General features: G+C 61.2%; 18 protein-coding genes and 1 riboswitch. Of the genes, 11 read left to right on the plus strand and 7 right to left on the minus strand.

Annotated features, from left to right (window positions below; translation table 11 throughout):
- The first annotated feature begins 178 nt into the window (after window positions 1–178).
- The 10 genes from trhP to gutQ all read left to right on the plus strand — a co-directional run bounded on the left by trhP (window position 179) and on the right by gutQ (window position 9,405).
- Window positions 179–1,531, plus strand: a complete 1,353-nt coding sequence (gene trhP, locus AAIE04_RS19350; protein WP_498577544.1) for a prephenate-dependent tRNA uridine(34) hydroxylase TrhP — start codon at window positions 179–181, stop codon at window positions 1,529–1,531.
- A gap of 467 nt (window positions 1,532–1,998) precedes the next feature.
- Complete coding sequence (gene yegS / locus AAIE04_RS19355) at window positions 1,999–2,904, plus strand: lipid kinase YegS (protein ID WP_019452397.1); 906 nt, start codon at window positions 1,999–2,001, stop codon at window positions 2,902–2,904.
- A gap of 272 nt (window positions 2,905–3,176) precedes the next feature.
- Entirely contained in the window at window positions 3,177–4,226 is a 1,050-nt protein-coding gene (gene fbaB, locus AAIE04_RS19360; protein ID WP_019452396.1) for a class I fructose-bisphosphate aldolase, read from the plus strand.
- A gap of 236 nt (window positions 4,227–4,462) precedes the next feature.
- On the plus strand, window positions 4,463–5,011 hold the full coding sequence (gene srlA, locus AAIE04_RS19365; protein WP_004941528.1) for a PTS glucitol/sorbitol transporter subunit IIC: 549 nt from the start codon (window positions 4,463–4,465) through the stop codon (window positions 5,009–5,011).
- A 15-nt stretch (window positions 5,012–5,026) separates the two neighbouring features.
- A complete protein-coding gene (gene srlE / locus AAIE04_RS19370; protein ID WP_063919872.1) occupies window positions 5,027–6,007 on the plus strand; it encodes a PTS glucitol/sorbitol transporter subunit IIB in 981 nt (326 codons plus the stop codon).
- Between the two features lie 22 nt (window positions 6,008–6,029).
- Window positions 6,030–6,392 (plus strand): PTS glucitol/sorbitol transporter subunit IIA, encoded by a 363-nt coding sequence (gene srlB, locus AAIE04_RS19375; protein ID WP_019452394.1) that lies wholly within the window; start codon window positions 6,030–6,032, stop codon window positions 6,390–6,392.
- Between the two features lie 10 nt (window positions 6,393–6,402).
- A complete protein-coding gene (srlD, locus tag AAIE04_RS19380) occupies window positions 6,403–7,182 on the plus strand; it encodes a sorbitol-6-phosphate dehydrogenase (RefSeq protein ID WP_074055521.1) in 780 nt (259 codons plus the stop codon).
- A 45-nt stretch (window positions 7,183–7,227) separates the two neighbouring features.
- Complete coding sequence (gene gutM / locus AAIE04_RS19385; RefSeq protein ID WP_019452392.1) at window positions 7,228–7,584, plus strand: transcriptional regulator GutM; 357 nt, start codon at window positions 7,228–7,230, stop codon at window positions 7,582–7,584.
- A gap of 83 nt (window positions 7,585–7,667) precedes the next feature.
- The gene (gene srlR, locus AAIE04_RS19390; RefSeq protein WP_019452391.1) at window positions 7,668–8,441 is read left to right on the plus strand and encodes a glucitol operon DNA-binding transcriptional repressor SrlR; all 774 of its coding nucleotides are present in this window, start codon (window positions 7,668–7,670) and stop codon (window positions 8,439–8,441) included.
- The gene (gutQ, locus tag AAIE04_RS19395; protein ID WP_063919874.1) at window positions 8,434–9,405 is read left to right on the plus strand and encodes an arabinose-5-phosphate isomerase GutQ; all 972 of its coding nucleotides are present in this window, start codon (window positions 8,434–8,436) and stop codon (window positions 9,403–9,405) included. The genes srlR and gutQ overlap by 8 nt, the downstream gene beginning before the upstream one ends.
- A 39-nt stretch (window positions 9,406–9,444) precedes the next feature.
- Here the strand turns inward: gutQ and AAIE04_RS19400 are convergent, their stop codons facing one another.
- The 3 genes from AAIE04_RS19400 to thiM all read right to left on the minus strand — a co-directional run bounded on the left by AAIE04_RS19400 (window position 9,445) and on the right by thiM (window position 11,579).
- Window positions 9,445–9,903: an inhibitor of vertebrate lysozyme family protein gene (locus AAIE04_RS19400; RefSeq protein WP_019452389.1), complete on the minus strand. Its 459-nt coding sequence runs from the start codon at window positions 9,901–9,903 to the stop codon at window positions 9,445–9,447.
- A gap of 84 nt (window positions 9,904–9,987) precedes the next feature.
- Window positions 9,988–10,788 carry a bifunctional hydroxymethylpyrimidine kinase/phosphomethylpyrimidine kinase gene (thiD, locus tag AAIE04_RS19405; RefSeq protein ID WP_019452388.1) on the minus strand — a complete coding sequence of 267 codons (801 nt, stop codon included), beginning with the start codon at window positions 10,786–10,788 and terminating at the stop codon, window positions 9,988–9,990.
- Window positions 10,788–11,579, minus strand: coding sequence for a hydroxyethylthiazole kinase (gene thiM, locus AAIE04_RS19410; protein WP_019452387.1), 792 nt, complete (start codon window positions 11,577–11,579; stop codon window positions 10,788–10,790). Before thiM ends, thiD begins: the two co-directional genes overlap by 1 nt.
- 35 nt (window positions 11,580–11,614) lie before the next feature.
- Window positions 11,615–11,711, minus strand: a riboswitch (TPP riboswitch).
- A 334-nt stretch (window positions 11,712–12,045) separates the two neighbouring features.
- Here thiM and AAIE04_RS19415 point away from each other — a divergent pair.
- Window positions 12,046–12,885, plus strand: a complete 840-nt coding sequence (locus tag AAIE04_RS19415; protein ID WP_063919877.1) for an AraC family transcriptional regulator — start codon at window positions 12,046–12,048, stop codon at window positions 12,883–12,885.
- A 6-nt stretch (window positions 12,886–12,891) separates the two neighbouring features.
- On the opposite strand, the gene AAIE04_RS19420 is transcribed toward AAIE04_RS19415, so the two are convergent.
- From AAIE04_RS19420 to AAIE04_RS19435, 4 genes are all read right to left on the minus strand, one after another.
- Window positions 12,892–13,212 carry an AzlD domain-containing protein gene (locus AAIE04_RS19420; protein ID WP_019452384.1) on the minus strand — a complete coding sequence of 107 codons (321 nt, stop codon included), beginning with the start codon at window positions 13,210–13,212 and terminating at the stop codon, window positions 12,892–12,894.
- A complete protein-coding gene (locus AAIE04_RS19425) occupies window positions 13,209–13,919 on the minus strand; it encodes an AzlC family ABC transporter permease (RefSeq protein ID WP_019452383.1) in 711 nt (236 codons plus the stop codon). The genes AAIE04_RS19420 and AAIE04_RS19425 overlap by 4 nt, the downstream gene beginning before the upstream one ends.
- Before the next feature lie 66 nt (window positions 13,920–13,985).
- A complete protein-coding gene (gene eno, locus AAIE04_RS19430; protein ID WP_498577545.1) occupies window positions 13,986–15,239 on the minus strand; it encodes a phosphopyruvate hydratase in 1,254 nt (417 codons plus the stop codon).
- Between the two features lies 1 nt (window position 15,240).
- Window positions 15,241–16,938: a hypothetical protein gene (locus AAIE04_RS19435; protein ID WP_498577546.1), complete on the minus strand. Its 1,698-nt coding sequence runs from the start codon at window positions 16,936–16,938 to the stop codon at window positions 15,241–15,243.
- Window positions 16,939–17,067: the final 129 nt, after the last annotated feature.

The following is a 17,067-nucleotide window of genomic DNA, read 5'->3' on the forward strand; positions in this document are numbered from 1 at the left end:
CCCTCCGTTTCGCCCGCGCGGTGGCCGCCATCGCGCGTTTTCCGTTTGACCGGGATCAATCTCCCCTGAATAAATCCGGTTAACTGCTGATTTTTTGCCGCGCCGCCGCTACAATTCCCCGCTTTTACTGCGCCATCAGGTGGCGCGGTGCTGACCTGAAATCAGACCGAGACACACTATGTTTACACCGGAACTTCTCTCCCCTGCCGGAACGCTGAAAAACATGCGTTACGCCTTCGCCTACGGCGCCGATGCGGTTTACGCCGGCCAGCCGCGCTACAGCCTGCGGGTGCGCAACAACGAATTCAACCACGAGAATCTGGCGCAGGGCATCAACGAAGCGCACGCGCTGGGCAAAAAATTCTATGTGGTGGTCAACATCGCCCCGCACAACGCCAAGTTGAAAACCTTCCTGCGCGATCTGAAGCCGGTTATCGATATGGGCCCGGATGCGCTGATCATGTCCGATCCCGGCCTTATCATGATGGTGCGCGAAGCCTTCCCGCAGATGGACATCCACCTGTCGGTTCAGGCCAACGCCGTTAACTGGGCGACGGTGAAATTCTGGAAACAAATGGGCCTGACCCGCGTGATCCTGTCGCGCGAACTGTCGCTGGAGGAGATCGCCGAGATCCGCGCCGAAGTGCCTGATATGGAGCTGGAGATCTTCGTCCACGGCGCGCTGTGCATGGCCTATTCCGGCCGCTGCCTGCTGTCCGGCTACATCAACAAGCGCGATCCCAACCAGGGCACCTGCACCAACGCCTGCCGCTGGCAATACAAGGCGGAAGAAGGCAAAGAGGACGACACAGGCAATATCGTGCACCTGCACGAGCCGATCCCGGTACAAACCGTTGAGCCGACGCTGGGCATCGGCGCGCCGACCGATAAGGTGTTCATGCTGTCTGAAGCGCAAAAGCCAGGCGAATATATGAGCGCCTTTGAGGACGAACACGGCACCTACATCATGAACTCCAAGGATCTGCGCGCCATTCAGCACGTGGAGCGTCTGACGCAGCTCGGCGTGCACTCGCTGAAGATTGAAGGCCGCACCAAGTCCTTCTACTACTGCGCGCGCACCGCCCAGGTCTACCGCCGCGCCATCGACGACGCCGCCGCCGGCAAGCCGTTCGATCCGACCCTGCTCACCACGCTGGAAGGCCTGGCGCACCGCGGTTACACCGAGGGCTTCCTGCGCCGCCATGTACACGAAGCGCAGCAGAACTACGAATACGGCTCCTCGCTCTCCGAGCGCCAGCAGTTCGTCGGCGAGTTCACCGGCGTGCGCCGCGAAGGGTGGGCGGAAGTCGACGTGAAGAATAAGTTCTCGCTCGGCGACAGCGTCGAGATGATGACGCCGGGCGGCAACGTGCTGTTTACGCTCGAAAGCATGCAAAATAAGAAAGGTGAGCTGATTGAAGTGGCGCCGGGCAACGGCCATATCGTTTATTTGCCGATCCCGCAGGATATCGATCTCAATTATGCTTTGCTGATCCGCAATTTGGCGGAAGAAAATAGCGCCCAGGCATAAAATGAATCGCCACCATACGGTGGCGATTTTTAGCAAATATTAGAATTAGATCACATCAATATGCTCGCAGCTTGGTTACTATCACGCTGCTTAAAACGAACAACGAAAATATTTGCATAGCAATACTAGGAACCACCTCCTTAGCCGGCCCAATCTCCCTTGGGCTGGCTTTTTCTTTGTGGGGCCACTCTATTTTCACCACAGCACCTATTTTCATTATCTTTTCCCGTTATCCATTTTAATAAGAATAATAACGTCACATCGATATATAAATAACGCTATAGCGATTAATCCCGCCTTCATTAAAATTTTTCTTGTTGCCCGGTAAAATTCAGATAAATTCGCACCGCTTTCATATTCACGGCGATGCGGGAAATAAGCGGAATTAGCTGAATATTCTGATGGCCTGACGGCGTCGGCTGGTTTATCTTGGGACCTTCTTGGTTTTCCGCCGGAGGATATCGGCAATGGCTCACCCCCCACATGCAACAGCCCTGCTTATTATCAACGGCAAGGGTGCCGGCAACGAAGAATTGCGCCAGGCGGTCAAACGGCTGCGCGCAGAACAGGTGACGCTGCACGTACGCGTCACCTGGGAGCACGGCGACGCCGCGCGCTACGTCTCGGAGGCCGCTCAGCTTGGCGTCGATACCGTCGTCGCCGGCGGCGGTGATGGCACCATTAACGAGGTAGCAGCCGCACTGGTACAGTTGCCGACGCACGGCCGACCCGTGCTGGGCATTCTGCCGCTCGGCACCGCCAACGACTTCGCCATGGCCTGCAATATTCCCCCTTCGCCGGAACAGGCGCTGCAACTGGCGATCAAGGGCCGCTCGGTGCCTATCGATCTGGCCAGGGTCAACGGCGAACGCTACTTCATCAACATGGCCACCGGCGGCTTCGGCACCCGCATCACCACCGAAACGCCGGAGAAGCTGAAGGCGGCACTGGGCGGCGTTTCCTACTTCGTCCACGGCTTACTGCGCATGGATACGCTGCAGGCCGATCGCTGTGAAATCCGCGGGCCGGACTTCCGCTGGGCCGGTGAAGCGCTGGTGATCGGCATCGGCAACGGTAAGCAGGCCGGCGGCGGTCAGGAACTGTGCCCCACTGCGCTGATCAACGACGGCCTGCTGCAGCTGCGTCTGCTGATCGCCGATGAACTGCTGCCGGCGCTGGTCGCCGCCCTGTTCAACGACGAAGAAAGCAACAGCATCCTCAGCGCGGCGCTGCCTTGGCTGGAGATCGACGCGCCGCATGAAATCACCTTCAACCTTGACGGCGAGCCGCTCAAAGGCCGCCATTTCCGCATCGAAGTGTTGCCGCAGGCCATCGAATGCCGCCTGCCGCCTAACTGCGCCCTGCTGGGCTGATTCTGTCGGGCGCAGCCGCTGCGCCCGATCGCCCTGCAGAACACCGAGTGGTTCGAGATCGAATAATCAACCGCTTGGCAAGCCGGGGGCGATCGTCCCCACGTATTTGGCCGCGCAAATAGCATTTCTTCTCAATCGCATCTATTGTTTGTCCTTGCCGGAGCAAGTTCGGTAGCATCGCTTTACAGCTTCAATCACCGCTTTTTTACTGCGCCGGTGGTCAAAAACCCATGCATTGCCGGTGTATGAAGAAGCTTAATCGGGAGTGAATCATGACTGATATTGTGCAGTTGCTAGGAAAGGAAGCGGAAGATCTGCTGCAACACCGCTGTACCACTATCCCCGCCGAGAATCTCTACCTGCCGGGCGCCGACTTCGTCGACCGCGTAATGATCGATAACAACCGCCCGAACACGGTGTTGCGTTCGATGCAAACCCTGTTCAACCACGGCCGCCTGGCCGGCACCGGCTACCTGTCTATCCTGCCGGTCGACCAGGGTATCGAGCACTCTGCCGCCGCGTCGTTCGCCGCCAACCCGCTGTATTTCGATCCGAAGAATATCGTCGAGCTGGCGATTGAAGCCGGCTGTAACTGCGTCGCCTCCACCTACGGCGTGCTGGCGTCGGTATCGCGCCGCTACGCGCACAAGATCCCGTTCCTGGTCAAAATCAACCACAACGAAACGCTGAGCTACCCGACCCAGTACGACCAGACCCTGTACGCCAGCGTCGAGCAGGCGTTCAACATGGGTGCGGTGGCGGTCGGCGCCACCATTTACTTCGGCTCCGAGCAGTCGCGCCGCCAGATCGAAGAGATCTCTATCGCCTTTGAGCGCGCGCATGAGCTGGGCATGGTCACGGTGCTGTGGGCCTATCTGCGTAATCCGGCGTTCAACAAGGACGGCGTGGACTACCACTCCAGCGCCGATCTGACCGGCCAGGCCAACCACATCGCCGCCACCATCGGCGCCGACATCGTCAAACAGAAAATGGCGGAAAACAACGGCGGCTACCGCGCGGTGAAATTCGGCTATACCGATGACCGCGTCTACGACAAGCTGACCACCGATCACCCGATCGATCTGGTGCGCTACCAACTGGCCAACTGCTACATGGGCCGCGCTGGGCTGATCAACTCCGGCGGCGCCGCCGGTGAGAACGATCTGCAGGAATCGGTGCGCACCGCGGTGATCAACAAACGCGCCGGCGGCATGGGCCTGATCCTGGGGCGCAAGGCGTTCAAGAAATCGATGAAAGACGGCGTGGCACTGATCAACGCCGTGCAAGACGCCTACCTGGACAAGAAGGTCACCATCGCCTGATGTGACAGACCACCTGTCCCAAAGCCCGGTTCGCCGGGCTTTTTTGTGCCCGTCCCCCACTCCTCAAGCCGCACACCTTCTCTTTCTTTCACTTTAAACTTTCAAAATAAAATATTTATCTTTCAAATTGTGATCTATTTAAAACAAATAGCCCAACAAAGTGACTACTGTAAGGCCCTATGGCGACAGAGCCGCCGTTCGCTCCAGGCCATATAAGTCCATTACAGGAGAACATAATGATTGAGCTAATCACCCACGGCGCCGAGTGGTTTATCGGCCTGTTTCAGAAAGGCGGTGAAGTGTTTGTCGGCATGGTGACCGGCATTTTACCTTTGTTGATCAGCCTGTTGGTTATCATGAACGCACTGATCAAATTTGTTGGCCAGGAACGTATCGAACGATTGGCGCAGCGCTGCGCGGGCAACCCCGTCTCGCGTTATCTGCTGCTGCCGCTGATCGGCACCTTTGTCTTCTGCAACCCGATGACCCTCAGCCTGGGGCGTTTCATGCCGGAGAAATACAAGCCGAGCTACTACGCGGCGGCCTCTTACAGCTGCCACTCGATGAACGGTCTGTTCCCGCACATCAACCCCGGCGAGCTGTTCGTTTACCTCGGCATCGCCAGCGGCCTGACCACCCTCGGCCTGCCGCTCGGCCCGCTGGCGGTGAGCTATTTCCTGGTGGGGCTGTTCACTAACTTCTTCCGCGGCTGGGTTACCGATCTCACCACCAGCCTGTTCGAACGCAAGATGGGCATCCGTCTGGATCGCCAGGTGCAACTTTAATTCGTGGAGTGCAGCATGAGTGCTTATATCCGTATTGAAAAAGGCGCCAGCGGCTGGGGCGGCCCCCTGGAACTGCCGATCGAACCCGGCAAGAAAGTGGTGTACATCACCGCCGGTACCCGGCCTTCCATCGTCGATCGCCTCAGCGAATTGACCGGCTGGCCGGCCGTCGACGGTTTCAAAGAGGGCGAGCCGCCGGCGGACGAAATCGGCGTGGCGGTGATCGACTGCGGCGGCACCCTGCGCTGCGGCCTGTACCCGAAACGCCGCATTCCGACGGTCAACATCCACGCCACCGGCCAGTCCGGCCCGCTGGCGCAGTTTATCCTCGAAGACATCTATGTCTCCGGCGTGCGCGACCACAACATCAGCCGAATCGAAACGGCGGAAACCCCGCCCGCCGCCGCCGTGGCAGCGCCGCCCAAGGCGCGCGACTACGACACCAGCAAGAAGATCACCGAGCAAAGCGACGGGCTGCTGGCGAAGGTCGGCATGGGCATGGGCTCGGTGGTGGCGGTGTTCTTCCAGGCCGGGCGCGACACCATCGACACCGTGCTGAAGACCATTCTGCCGTTTATGGCGTTCGTCTCGGCGCTGATCGGCATCATCATGGCCTCCGGCCTCGGGGACTTTATCGCTCACGGCCTGACGCCGCTGGCCAACAGCCCGATCGGGCTGGTGACGCTGGCGCTGATCTGCTCGTTCCCGCTGCTGTCGCCGTTCCTCGGCCCCGGCGCGGTCATCGCCCAGGTGATCGGCGTGCTGGTCGGGGTGCAGATCGGCCTCGGCCATATTCCGCCGCAGCTGGCGCTGCCCGCGCTGTTCGCCATCAACGCGCAGGCCGCCTGCGACTTCATTCCGGTCGGCCTGTCGCTGGCGGAAGCCAAACAGGACACCGTGCGGGTCGGCGTGCCGTCGGTGCTGGTCGGCCGCTTCCTGACCGGCGCCCCGACGGTGTTGATCGCCTGGGCCGCCTCGGCCTTCATTTATCAATAGTGTGATTTTCAGGGAGACGTTCATGCACACCATTTTTCATACCACCATCACGCAAATCGGCGGCTGCGCCCGCGAGGCGTTGCTGGACAATATGCTGATCACTTTCCGTGAAGGCGCGCCGGCGGACATCGAAGAGTTCTGCTTTATCCACCGCCACGGCGCGACCGCCGGCGAACTGCAGGTGGGCGGCGTGATGGAGCTGGCGCAGCGGCGCTACGCCATTACCGCCGTCGGCAGCGTCGCCACGCAGAATCTGCGCGAGCTGGGCCACATCACCGTGCGCTTCGACGGCGAAGCCGAAGCCGAATTCCCCGGCTCGATCCACGTATCCGGCCCGACGCCGACCGATATCCCGTTGGGCAGCACGCTGTCATTTATCGCATAAGGAGTAGACCATGTCTGAAGTAGCTGTAGTGATTGGCGGCGGCCAAACGTTAGGTGCATTTTTGAGCCACGGGCTGGCGCAGGCCGGTTATCGGGTGGCGGTGGCCGATCTGAACGCCGACAACGCCAATCGGGTGGCGCAGCAGATCAACGAAGAGTACGGCGCAGGCAGCGCCTGCGGTTTTCAGGCCGACGCCACCGACGAGCAGAGCGTGATCGCGCTGGCGGCGGCGGTTGACCGGGCGTTCGGCCAGGCTAATCTGCTGGTGTACAGCGCCGGCATCGCCAAGGCGGCGCCGATCACCGATTTCCCGCTGGGCGACTTCGATCGCTCGCTGCAGGTGAACCTGGTGGGCTATTTCCTCTGCGCCCGCGAGTTCTCGCGGCTGATGATCCGCGACGGCATCGCCGGGCGCATCATTCAGATCAATTCTAAATCCGGCAAGGTCGGCAGCAAGCACAACTCCGGCTACAGCGCCGCCAAGTTCGGCGGCGTGGGGCTGACGCAGTCGCTGGCGCTCGATCTGGCGGAGTACGGCATCACCGTGCATTCGCTGATGCTCGGCAACCTGCTGAAATCGCCGATGTTCCAGTCGCTGCTGCCACAGTACGCGCAAAAATTGGGCATCGCGCCGGATCAGGTGGAGCAGTACTACATCGACAAAGTGCCGCTGAAACGCGGCTGCGACTACCAGGACGTGCTGAACACCCTGCTGTTCTACGCCAGCGATAAGGCCTCTTACTGCACCGGCCAATCGATCAACATCACCGGCGGCCAGGTGATGTTCTGACGCCAATCGACGCCCCCTTCAGCAGAGGGGGCTAAGGAGAACTCCATGACACAAGCTCTGATCGCCTTCGCGCTGCTGGCCTGGCTGCTGCAAATCGCCTTCGGCTGGTGGCAACTGCAGCGCTTCAACCGCGCCTTCGACGGCCTGTGCCGGCTGGGCGTCGTCGGCGTCGGCCGTTCCGGTGGCCGTTTTCGCCCGCGAGTGGTGCTGGCGCTGGCCTTCGACGCCGATCGGCGGGTGTGCGGCAGCCTGTTGCTGCGCGGCCTGACCGTTTTCGCCCGGCCCCGCCCGCTGCCTCGATTGCACGGTTTGCATCAGCAGGATTTACGCCCGGATGTGATCTTCCCCGAGGATCGCGCATGCCAGTCTGCACTATCGTTAGCGATTGAACCCAAATCGTGATATTTTCACATTAAAAGACATTACCTTTCATAGTGAATTATTCAGCGAGAGGAAATGCCCAACTCTTGTGAACGGGAATCGCGATGAAACCAAAGCAGCGGCAGGCCGCTATCCTTGAATATCTGCAGCGGCATGGCAAAACGGCAGTGGACGCCCTGGCCGAGCATTTCTCCACCACCGGCACCACCATCCGCAAGGATCTCACCCTGCTGGAAGAAGAAGGCGAGGTGATCCGCACCTACGGCGGCGTGGTGCTCAGCCGCGACGACGGCGATCAGCCGATCGACCGCAAAACCCATATCAACACCGAGAAAAAACGCCAGATCGCCAGCGCCGCCGTGGCGCTGATCGCCGACGGCGACTCGCTGATCTTCGACGCCGGCAGCACGGTGCTGCAGATGGTGCCGCACCTGGCACAGTTCAACAACATCACGGTGATGACCAACAGCCTGACCATCGTCAACGCGCTGGTGGAGCTGGACAACGATCAGACTATCCTGATGCCCGGCGGCACCTACCGCAAGAAGTCGGCCTCGTTCCACGGCAGCCTGGCGGAATCGGCGTTTCAGCAATTCAGCTTCGACAAGCTGTTTATCGGCGCGGACGGCGTCGATCTCAACGCCGGCGTCACCACCTTCAACGAAGTGCACAACGTCAGCAAGGCGATGTGCGAAGCCGCCAGCCGCATTATTCTGTTGGTAGACTCCTCGAAATTCGGCCGCAAGAGCCCGAACGTGGTGTGCGAACTCAGCGCCGTCGACACGCTGATCACCGACAGAGACATCAACCCCGATTACCTCGCCGCCCTGCAGGCGAAAGGCATCAATATCTTTCTGGTAGGAGACCCCGATGAGTAACGCCAACGCCCTGCTCGCCTTCGCCCGCGAAACGCTGGAGATCGAGCTGACCGAAGCGCAGCGCCTGCTGGCGCGCCTCGACGACAACTTCGTCTGCGCCTGCGAGCTGCTGCTGAACTGCCGTGGCAAAGCGGTGATTTCCGGCATCGGCAAGTCCGGCCATATCGGCAAGAAGATCGCCGCGTCGCTGGCCAGCACCGGCACGCCGTCGTTCTTCGTGCACCCGGCGGAAGCGCTGCACGGCGATCTCGGCATGATCGGCGCCGACGACGTGGTGGTGTTCATCTCCTACTCCGGCCGCGCCAAAGAGCTGGACCTGATCCTGCCGCTGTTGGCGGAGAACGGCATTCCGGTGATCGCCATCACCGGCGGCAAAGAGTCGCCTCTGGCGCAGGCCGCGGCCTGCGTACTGGATATCGGCGTCGAGCGCGAAGCCTGCCCGATGGGGCTGGCGCCGACCTCCAGCGCGGTCAACACTCTGATGATGGGCGACGCCCTGGCGATGGCGCTGATGCGCCATCGCGGTTTCAACGCGGAAGACTTCGCCCGTTCGCACCCGGGCGGCAGCCTGGGGGCGCGCCTGCTGAACCGCGTGCATCACCTGATGCGCACCGGCGATCGCCTGCCGCGCGTGAGCGAAAGCGCCAACGTGATGGAAGCGATGCTGGAACTGAGCCGCACCGGGCTCGGGTTAGTGGCGGTCTGCGACACGCAGCAACGGGTGGTGGGGGTGTTTACCGACGGCGACCTGCGCCGCTGGCTGGTGAAAGGCAATAGCCTGCAGGATCCGCTCAGCCCGGCGATCACCCGCCCCGGCTATCGGCTGCCGGAGCAGTGGCGTGCCGGCGAAGCGCTGGAAGCGCTGCACGAACAGCACATCAGCGCAGCCCCGGTGGTCGATATGGACGGCGTACTGGTGGGGGCGCTCAACCTGCACGATCTGCATCAGGCCGGCATCGGCTGATCGGTGCTGGGAGCGCCTGCAGCGGCGCCCCCAGCCAGATTATTTCCAGTCAGGATTGTTCTCGAACTGCTGCTTCAGCAGCGCCTTCATATCTTCATCCGGCTTACCGAGCCACTGGTACTTGGCGTACTTCTTCGGGTGATCGACGGCTTCCGGCCGGTCCGCCACCTCGACCCGCACGCCCCAGGCCTGGGATTTATCCGCGCTGAACGCCACGATTAAAAAGTTGTTGCCGCAGTCGTGCGGTTTGCACAGGTTGCCGACCAGATACTCTTTGCCCTTCCAGTTCAGATTCTGCGCCGGCGTAGAGGTGCCGACGCCCTTGCGCGCCCAGCCCGGCATCCGCGCCTGGCCTTTCACCATATTTTGCCAGCTGGCCTGATACCCCGGCTGCTGAATCAAATCCGATGTGGTGACGATCTGCTGGGCCAAGCTGCCCGCGCTGAAGCTAAGCAGTACGCCGAAGAGGGCGCAACGCAGCGTCTGGTGTCCCGTCATAGTCCTTCTCCCTAGGTTAAATCAGGTTTCGCCCGTAAAACCGGGCCTGAACTAGTCAGACCACGGTTGCGGCAAAAAGTTGACTCACCACCAGGCGTGGAAATGATGCACCGGCCCGATGCCGTGCCCCACTTCCAGCGTATCCGCCTGTTGCAGCGCTTTTTGCAGGTAGTCCTTGGCGGCGGCTACCGTCGCCGCCCAGTCGGCATGGCGCGGGCGCAGCGCCGCCAGCGCGGCCGAGAGCGTGCAACCGGTGCCGTGGGTGTGGCGGGTGGCGACCCGCGGCGCGGTAAAGCGCTGCTCGCCTTCTGCGGTAAACAGCCAGTCCGGGCTCTCGCTTTCGCTCAGGTGGCCACCCTTCATCAACACCGCCTGGCAGCCCATCGCCAGCAGCGCCCGCCCCTGTTCGCGCATCTGCGCTTCATCTTCCGCCGGCGCGCACGCCAGCAGCGCCGCCGCTTCCGGCAGATTCGGCGTAATGATCGACACCAGTGGCAACAGCTCGCTGCGAATCGAGGCCACCGCCTCTGGCGCCAGCAACGGATCGCCGCTTTTCGCCAGCATCACGGTATCCAGCACCACGAACTCCGGCCGATAATGGCGCAGGCGTTCGGCCACCGCCTGCACGATGTCGGCGTTGGCCAGCATGCCGATCTTGACGCTGTCGATGCGCACGTCGCTGAACACCGAGTCCAGCTGCGCGGCGACGAACGCCGGATCGATGTAATACACCGACTGCACGCCGCGGGTATTCTGCGCCACCAGCGCGGTGATCACCGAAGTGCCGTAGGCGCCAAGCGCCGAGAAAGCTTTCAGATCGGCCTGAATACCGGCGCCGCCGCTGGGATCGGTGCCGGCGATGGTCAGCGCGTTGATACGTTTCATCACAGATCCTCCCCGCGCAGTTGATACAACGCGTCGAGGAACGCCGGCGTAAAGCTGCCCGGCCCGGCGGCCTGTTTGGCCACGAGGCCGCCGCAATGGGACATCACCCGGCAGGCGGTCGCCACGTTGTCCAGGCGATCGCCCGGCAGCGCGCAAAACGCCGCCACCACCGCCGACAGCGCGCAGCCGGTGCCCACCACCCGCGTCATCAGCGGGGAGCCGCCTTCGATCGCCCAGTCGCGCTGGCCGTCGGTGACGTAATCCACCACGCCGGTGACCGCCACCACCGCGCCGCTGCGCCGCGCCAGCTCACGCGCGGCGGGCAGTGCCGCCAGCGAATCGTCACCGCTGTCCACGCCGCGGCCGCTGGCCAGCAACCCGCTGAGCGCCATGATTTCCGAGGCATTGCCGCGTATCGCCGCCGGTTGCTCGTCCAGCAGCTGTTTAGCGAAGGCGGTGCGGTAGGAGAGCGCGCCGACCGCCACCGGATCCAGCGTCCAGGGCTTGCCGGCCTGATTGGCGGCGGCCACCGCCGCCCGCATCGATTCGGCGCGCAGCGCGTTGAGGGTGCCGACGTTGATCAGCAGGCCGTCGGCCAACGCGCTGAACTGCGCCGCTTCTTGCGGCTCCACCACCATCGCCGGGGAGGCACCGAGCGCCAGCAACACGTTGGCGGTCAGCGATTGCACCACTTCGTTGGTCAGGCAGTGGATCAGCGGAGGCCGCTGTTGGAATTGGGTCAGACAGGCCGCGGCGCGAGCGCCGGGTAGTGCATCAGGTCGAGCGATCATATTCCTCCCAACCGGCGTTCAAGAAGGCGGCGCCGGTTGGGCTGCCGTGACTTCCCTACGCTGGCATTATCCAGATCAGGTAATACGGGTATTTCTCAGCCTTCACCAGGAAGGGCACCCCGAGTCATGAAAATCAATAGGTTGTGATCAACGCTGCGTTAATCCCTGAGCGGGATCATGCCAGCGGCGGCGCGGACAAACAAGCGAATAAATTGGCCGTGCGCTGGCGGAGCAGACGCTGGGCAGAATGTGGCAGAAGCGGCCCGCCGTCGGCCTGCGGCCCGAAAACATCAAATTTACTGATAATAAAAAAACTAACCGATGCCGTCATTGAGGCGGGAAAACACGCTCACTCCTTATCAAACCGGAGCGAAAACGTGACCTGATGCAAGCGACGCAAGCACGGGCTAGACACAACTCATCAATTCTCATTACTATAGCCACACATTTTATGAGTCATGATGCTATGCCAGAAATCACTGAATCCATCTTCGTCAATTCAGATCTGCTTAATGAACATTTTGACCCCGACGCCATCGATACGCCCATCGTGTCGATCTACGCCACTTTCTCAGATGAGAAAGAACATTCGTTACGTTCAAGAATGCATTCGCATGCCAAAGGCCAGCTGGTCTACGTCAAATCGGGCGCCGCTATCGTCATGCTGGAAGCGCGCATTTGCTCCGTGTTGCCGCATCAGTTGCTTTGGATCCCCGGCGGCGTTGCCCACAATGTGATCCTGCGCGACAACGTCGATTTTCGCGCCGTCTATCTCGACCAACAGCGCTTCGCGCCGCTGTCGAAAAACGTCGAGGTCTTTACCCTCACTCCGCTGCTGGAAGAGGTTATCGAAACCATGTGCCGTTCCCCTTTCCACACCGACTGGATGGCGGGAACCGAGTTCCATCTGCAATCTCTGCTCATCGACAAAATCCGCGTCGCCGCCCATTCCCCCGCCTGGCCGGCCTTGCCGAACGATGCCCGGGTGCGCAATTACCTGCAGTGTTACCATTTGAAAGGTGAAATGGTGCCGCGATTGAATGAGCTGGCGTCCCATTGCGGCGCTTCCGAGCGCACCATCCATCGTCTGTTCGTTCAGGGAACCGGCATGTGTTATCAGCAGTGGCGCCAGCAGGTGCGTTTGAAACTGGCCCTGGAGTTGCTGACCACCGATAAACCGATCACCGAGATCGCTCACTATCTCGAGTTCTCCACCACCAGCGCCTTCATCTCCTTTTTCAAACACCACCGGGACGTGACGCCGAAAAAATACCGCGACCAATTGCACAAGCCCAACACGCGCTGAGCGTTGTCAGCCAAGCCCGCGAATCAGCCAAAACGCCGCCATCCCGAGCAACAGCATCAAGGTGGCGTTGCGCGTTTTCCACATCACCAGCGTCGCCACGATCGCCGCGCACAGTTTCGGCGCGCCTTCGGCCGACAGCGCCGAGGGTGAAGCGATCAGGGCCGGCACGATCAGAGACACGATGGCCGTGGCCGGGATCAGTTTCAACCATTCGCCCACCCGCTCGGGAAACGGCACACGATCGTTGAGCCACAAAAAGGAATAACGCAGTAAAAACGTGCCCAGCGTGCTGATGGCCAGCACCCATAGAATCGTCGTCTCGCTCATGACGGCTCCTCGCTGCGTTGAGGCCCTCTGCCCTTGTGATACAAACCGCCGGCCAAGACGCCCGCGGCCATCGAAAACAAGAACCCCAGGTTATAGGGCCATCCGCAGGTAAAGGCGGAAACCAGCCCGGCAACCGCGGCCGCCACCACGATGGGGGCGTTTTTCAACATTGGCACCAGGAGCGAGATAAAGCACAGGGTGATGGCGAACTCCAGATGCCAGGCGGCGGGAATTAACGGACCGGCGAGGATCCCCGCCGCCGTCCCCGTTTGCCACACCAGCCACATCGGCAGCGCCGTGCCGAAGTAATACAGCGTTTTTTCTTTCGCGCTCAGCGGCTGGGCCTGGCAGCGCAAAAACGTCAGCGCGTAAGTCTGGTCGATCAATACCTGCGCCGCCGCCAGCTTGGTCAGCGGGCTGAACTGGAGCCTGAGCTGAGACAGCCCGGCGCTGTAGATGGCATAGCGAAAATTGATCGCAATGTGCGTGACGATCACCACCAACGGTGCGGCGCCGGCCGTCATCAGCGTGGCAGCGGCAATTTGCGAAGCCCCGGACATTAACAACAACGACGACAGTTGAGCCACCCAGGGCGTCATTCCCGCCTGAATGGCGCTGACGCCGGTCAGGACGGCGAAGGGCAGCAAACCCAGCAACAGAGGCATGGCGTCTTTACTGCCCTGAACAAAGAAAGGCATCGGCTTCATGGTAGGCTTCTCGTGGATCCCCCTTGCCCACGGCAACGGGGCAAGGGGTAAAAAGCGCGGGCGGGTTCAGACGGCCTGCGCATCGGCGATCGCATCCTGCAACCGCAGCAGCTGATTGTATTTGCCCATCGCCTCGGTGCGCGCCAGCGAACCGAACTTCACCTTGGTGGCGTTCAGCGCCACCGCCAAATCGGCAATGCTGGTGTCTTCGGTTTCACCGGATCGCCGTGAGAACACGACGCCGTATCCGGCTGCCTTGGCTGACGCCACCAGGCTCATGGTTTCGCTCAGCGTGCCGACCTGATTCGGTTTCACCAAAATGGAGTTGGCCATCTTCAGGGCGATGCCCTGTTCAAAACGCGCCAGATTAGTCGTGAACAGATCGTCGCCCACCAGCTCGATTTGGCCACCCAGCCGCCGCGTCAGCGCAATCCAGCCCTCGAAGTCGTCCTCCCCCAGCGGATCTTCCATCAGCACGATCGGATAGCGCTCGCAGAGCGACGCCAGGTAATCAATAAAGGCCGTGGTCGTCAGCGTCCGCCCTTCCGCCGCCAGGTGATAGCGGCCATCTTTAAAGAACATCTCGGCCGCGATGTCCATGCTCAAGCCGACGTCCACGCCCGGCTCATAGCCCGCTTTGCCGATGGCTTCCAGCAACAGCGCCAGCCCCTGCTCATTGGAGCTCAGCGGCGGCAGAAATCCCCCCGTGCCGGAAACGCCGGTGCCGATCCCGCGCGCCATCAGCAGGGCTTTCAGCGCCATATGCACGTTTTTACCCACCTGCAGCGCCGCTTCAAGATGCGCCGCGTTCAGCGCGATCACCTGATAATCCTGAAAATCGCAGTTGCCGTCGCCATGCATGCCGCCGGACAACATCGAGAAAATGGGCTGCGGCATGGATTTCGCCTGCCCGCGGCTGACGTAATCGCACAGCGACTGATTGCTGTGCACTGCCGCCGCATTCGCCACCGCCAGCGACACGCCGAGGATCGCATTGGCCCCCAGCCGGCTTTTGTTGGCGGTGCCGTCCAACGCTATCAGCATGCGGTCTATCTCGTCTTGCGCATAGGGCGACATGCCGCGCAGCCGCGGCTTAATCACGGTGTGCACGATGTCTATCGCCCGCAAAACGCCCTGCCCGCTGAAGCGCTGCGGATCGTTATCACGCACCTCGATCGCCTCATGCTTGCCCTTGGAGCACCCCGTTGGAATGATGCTGCGGCCACGCTTGCCGCTGTCCAGCACCACTTCGACCTCCAGCGTAATGTCCGCGCGTGAGTCAAACACTTCACGCGCGCGTATGTCCATAATGGTCGGCATGCTAGTGATTCCTTAAGTTTGCTGGCGCGGCCCGGAAGTCTTCAAGGGTGCGCGCAAGTTGCCCGCCGGGCAGCGTCAACGGCGTGAGCACCGCATCGCAATAGAGGCCCCAGCTCGCCAGAATGGCGGAATGCCCGCCCCGCCCCCCCGCGACCACCAGATCGATATCCTGGGCGCTGCGCGTCGCCGGCATGGGATCGCGGCCGGCAAACTGCGCCGGCCTCACGGGCACCAGACCTTTGCCCTGCACGGCGCCAAGCGGGTTATGGATATGTGCGTGCAGATATTCCCGCAGCGCGCTCTTGCTCCAGCCCGCGTTATGCAGCATCTGGGCGTGATCGGGCGTCAGGACAATCAAAATCCGTCCCGGAATGTACGCATTCATGCGCCCCAGGTGGGTGGCGCTGTCGACAATCACGTCGAGCAGGCTGCCCGCCGTTTGGCTCAGAAAATCAACCACGTCGGTCGGCGGTTCCGCCTTCATCAGATACACGCTGGTGGCTTCAGGCCCGAATCGTTCTTCGTTCAAGGTCGGCCAGGGGCTGTTGACCAGGCTTTCCGCAAAACAGTAAGTAAACTCGACCGGCGAGCCGAGGCAGCCCAGATCCGCCTTGCCCGGGTAGGCACGGCACACGTTGAGGATGGTCAGGTTAACCGCACGGCCAATGGTGGCGTTGGCCCGGAACCCCGGCCCCATACAGCCCTGGCCGGAACTGATCCCCAGTTCAGCGGCGATCGGCCCGCAGACCAACACCAGATTGCCGCCGTTGTACGAGGTGGTGATGGATTGCTGGAAGTTGAATGCGGGATCGGCCATCGCGCGCAGCGTCGCCGTCACGATAGGTAAGAATGCGGGTTTGCAGCCGGCCAGGATGCTGTTGATGACCACATCGCGCACCCGAATGTCTTTGCCCGAGGGGCCCGCTTCCGGGATCAGCACGGTATCCAGCGGTTCGGGGCAGTAGGCCAGCATGGCGGCAAAACGCGCCGGCGTCGGCGGGATCACCGGCAAACCGTCACCGATAGACTGGCGTTCATACTCCGCCATCAGCGCGTCCAGGCCGTGGTAAGGCATCATGTCCGCCCCGGAATGGCCTCGGTCAAGATCCATTTTCGGATGAAGCGCCGCGGCGGCAGGCCTATCGCCGGCGCCGGTGAGCGCCTCCAGAACGTAAGCGCGCCGGGCGTCAACCTGCCGGCGAATATCGCTGACGGAGCTTGCCTGATAGATGTCGAGACGGCAAATGCACAGCTGCCCCGCTCGATAATGGGCCACGTGCTCGGCCAGATTGTCGCCGGGGGGCGAGGCGATCAATAACGTGGCGACACCCCTTTTCTCCAACTCGATGGCGAGGATGGTGGTCATCACCGAAGTGCCCATGTCCGCTAACGCCACAACGGCGGCCTGCACCCCTGTTTGCGCCAACTGGTCAGCCAACACGCGGATCTGTGCCGTCATCGTGCCACGCACGGACTGACGAACATGTTCGATGTGATGAATGCCGAGTTCATTCAAGATCGTTTCAAGACGGGTGAATATTTCGCGGTAATGACAGAAGTCCAGCTTGGTATTGTCAAAAAACAGGATTTTGCCATCCCGTAATGCCTGCAGACTGGGGCGCGGCGCCAACTGTAATTCGTAAAAACGGTTCTCTCCACGCGGATCGAAAATAGCTTCGGCCAACTCATTGTTCATCATTATCATTGTTCACCCTGAGGTTTTCGGGATGAAAATAGTAGCAAGCCGTCTAAATGGCGAAATATAAGAAATACGCCAGTTAATTACCAAAGTCCGCCAAGCTAAGACCGCCTGCCGCGCTTTCACCTT

The organism is Serratia sp. Ae19-1 (assembly GCF_059801225.1).

Bases quoted from the DNA above. Each gene is read 5' to 3' on its own strand.
- trhP (WP_498577544.1), top strand. From the start codon at position 179: ATGTTTACACCGGAACTTCTCTCCCCTGCCGGAACGCTGAAAAACATG.
- yegS (WP_019452397.1), top strand. From the start codon at position 1,999: ATGGCTCACCCCCCACATGCAACAGCCCTGCTTATTATCAACGGCAAG.
- fbaB (WP_019452396.1), top strand. From the start codon at position 3,177: ATGACTGATATTGTGCAGTTGCTAGGAAAGGAAGCGGAAGATCTGCTG.
- srlA (WP_004941528.1), top strand. From the start codon at position 4,463: ATGATTGAGCTAATCACCCACGGCGCCGAGTGGTTTATCGGCCTGTTT.
- srlE (WP_063919872.1), top strand. From the start codon at position 5,027: ATGAGTGCTTATATCCGTATTGAAAAAGGCGCCAGCGGCTGGGGCGGC.
- srlB (WP_019452394.1), top strand. From the start codon at position 6,030: ATGCACACCATTTTTCATACCACCATCACGCAAATCGGCGGCTGCGCC.
- srlD (WP_074055521.1), top strand. From the start codon at position 6,403: ATGTCTGAAGTAGCTGTAGTGATTGGCGGCGGCCAAACGTTAGGTGCA.
- gutM (WP_019452392.1), top strand. From the start codon at position 7,228: ATGACACAAGCTCTGATCGCCTTCGCGCTGCTGGCCTGGCTGCTGCAA.
- srlR (WP_019452391.1), top strand. From the start codon at position 7,668: ATGAAACCAAAGCAGCGGCAGGCCGCTATCCTTGAATATCTGCAGCGG.
- gutQ (WP_063919874.1), top strand. From the start codon at position 8,434: ATGAGTAACGCCAACGCCCTGCTCGCCTTCGCCCGCGAAACGCTGGAG.
- AAIE04_RS19400 (WP_019452389.1), bottom strand. From the start codon at position 9,903: ATGACGGGACACCAGACGCTGCGTTGCGCCCTCTTCGGCGTACTGCTT.
- thiD (WP_019452388.1), bottom strand. From the start codon at position 10,788: ATGAAACGTATCAACGCGCTGACCATCGCCGGCACCGATCCCAGCGGC.
- thiM (WP_019452387.1), bottom strand. From the start codon at position 11,579: ATGATCGCTCGACCTGATGCACTACCCGGCGCTCGCGCCGCGGCCTGT.
- AAIE04_RS19415 (WP_063919877.1), top strand. From the start codon at position 12,046: ATGCCAGAAATCACTGAATCCATCTTCGTCAATTCAGATCTGCTTAAT.
- AAIE04_RS19420 (WP_019452384.1), bottom strand. From the start codon at position 13,212: ATGAGCGAGACGACGATTCTATGGGTGCTGGCCATCAGCACGCTGGGC.
- AAIE04_RS19425 (WP_019452383.1), bottom strand. From the start codon at position 13,919: ATGAAGCCGATGCCTTTCTTTGTTCAGGGCAGTAAAGACGCCATGCCT.
- eno (WP_498577545.1), bottom strand. From the start codon at position 15,239: ATGCCGACCATTATGGACATACGCGCGCGTGAAGTGTTTGACTCACGC.
- AAIE04_RS19435 (WP_498577546.1), bottom strand. From the start codon at position 16,938: ATGATGAACAATGAGTTGGCCGAAGCTATTTTCGATCCGCGTGGAGAG.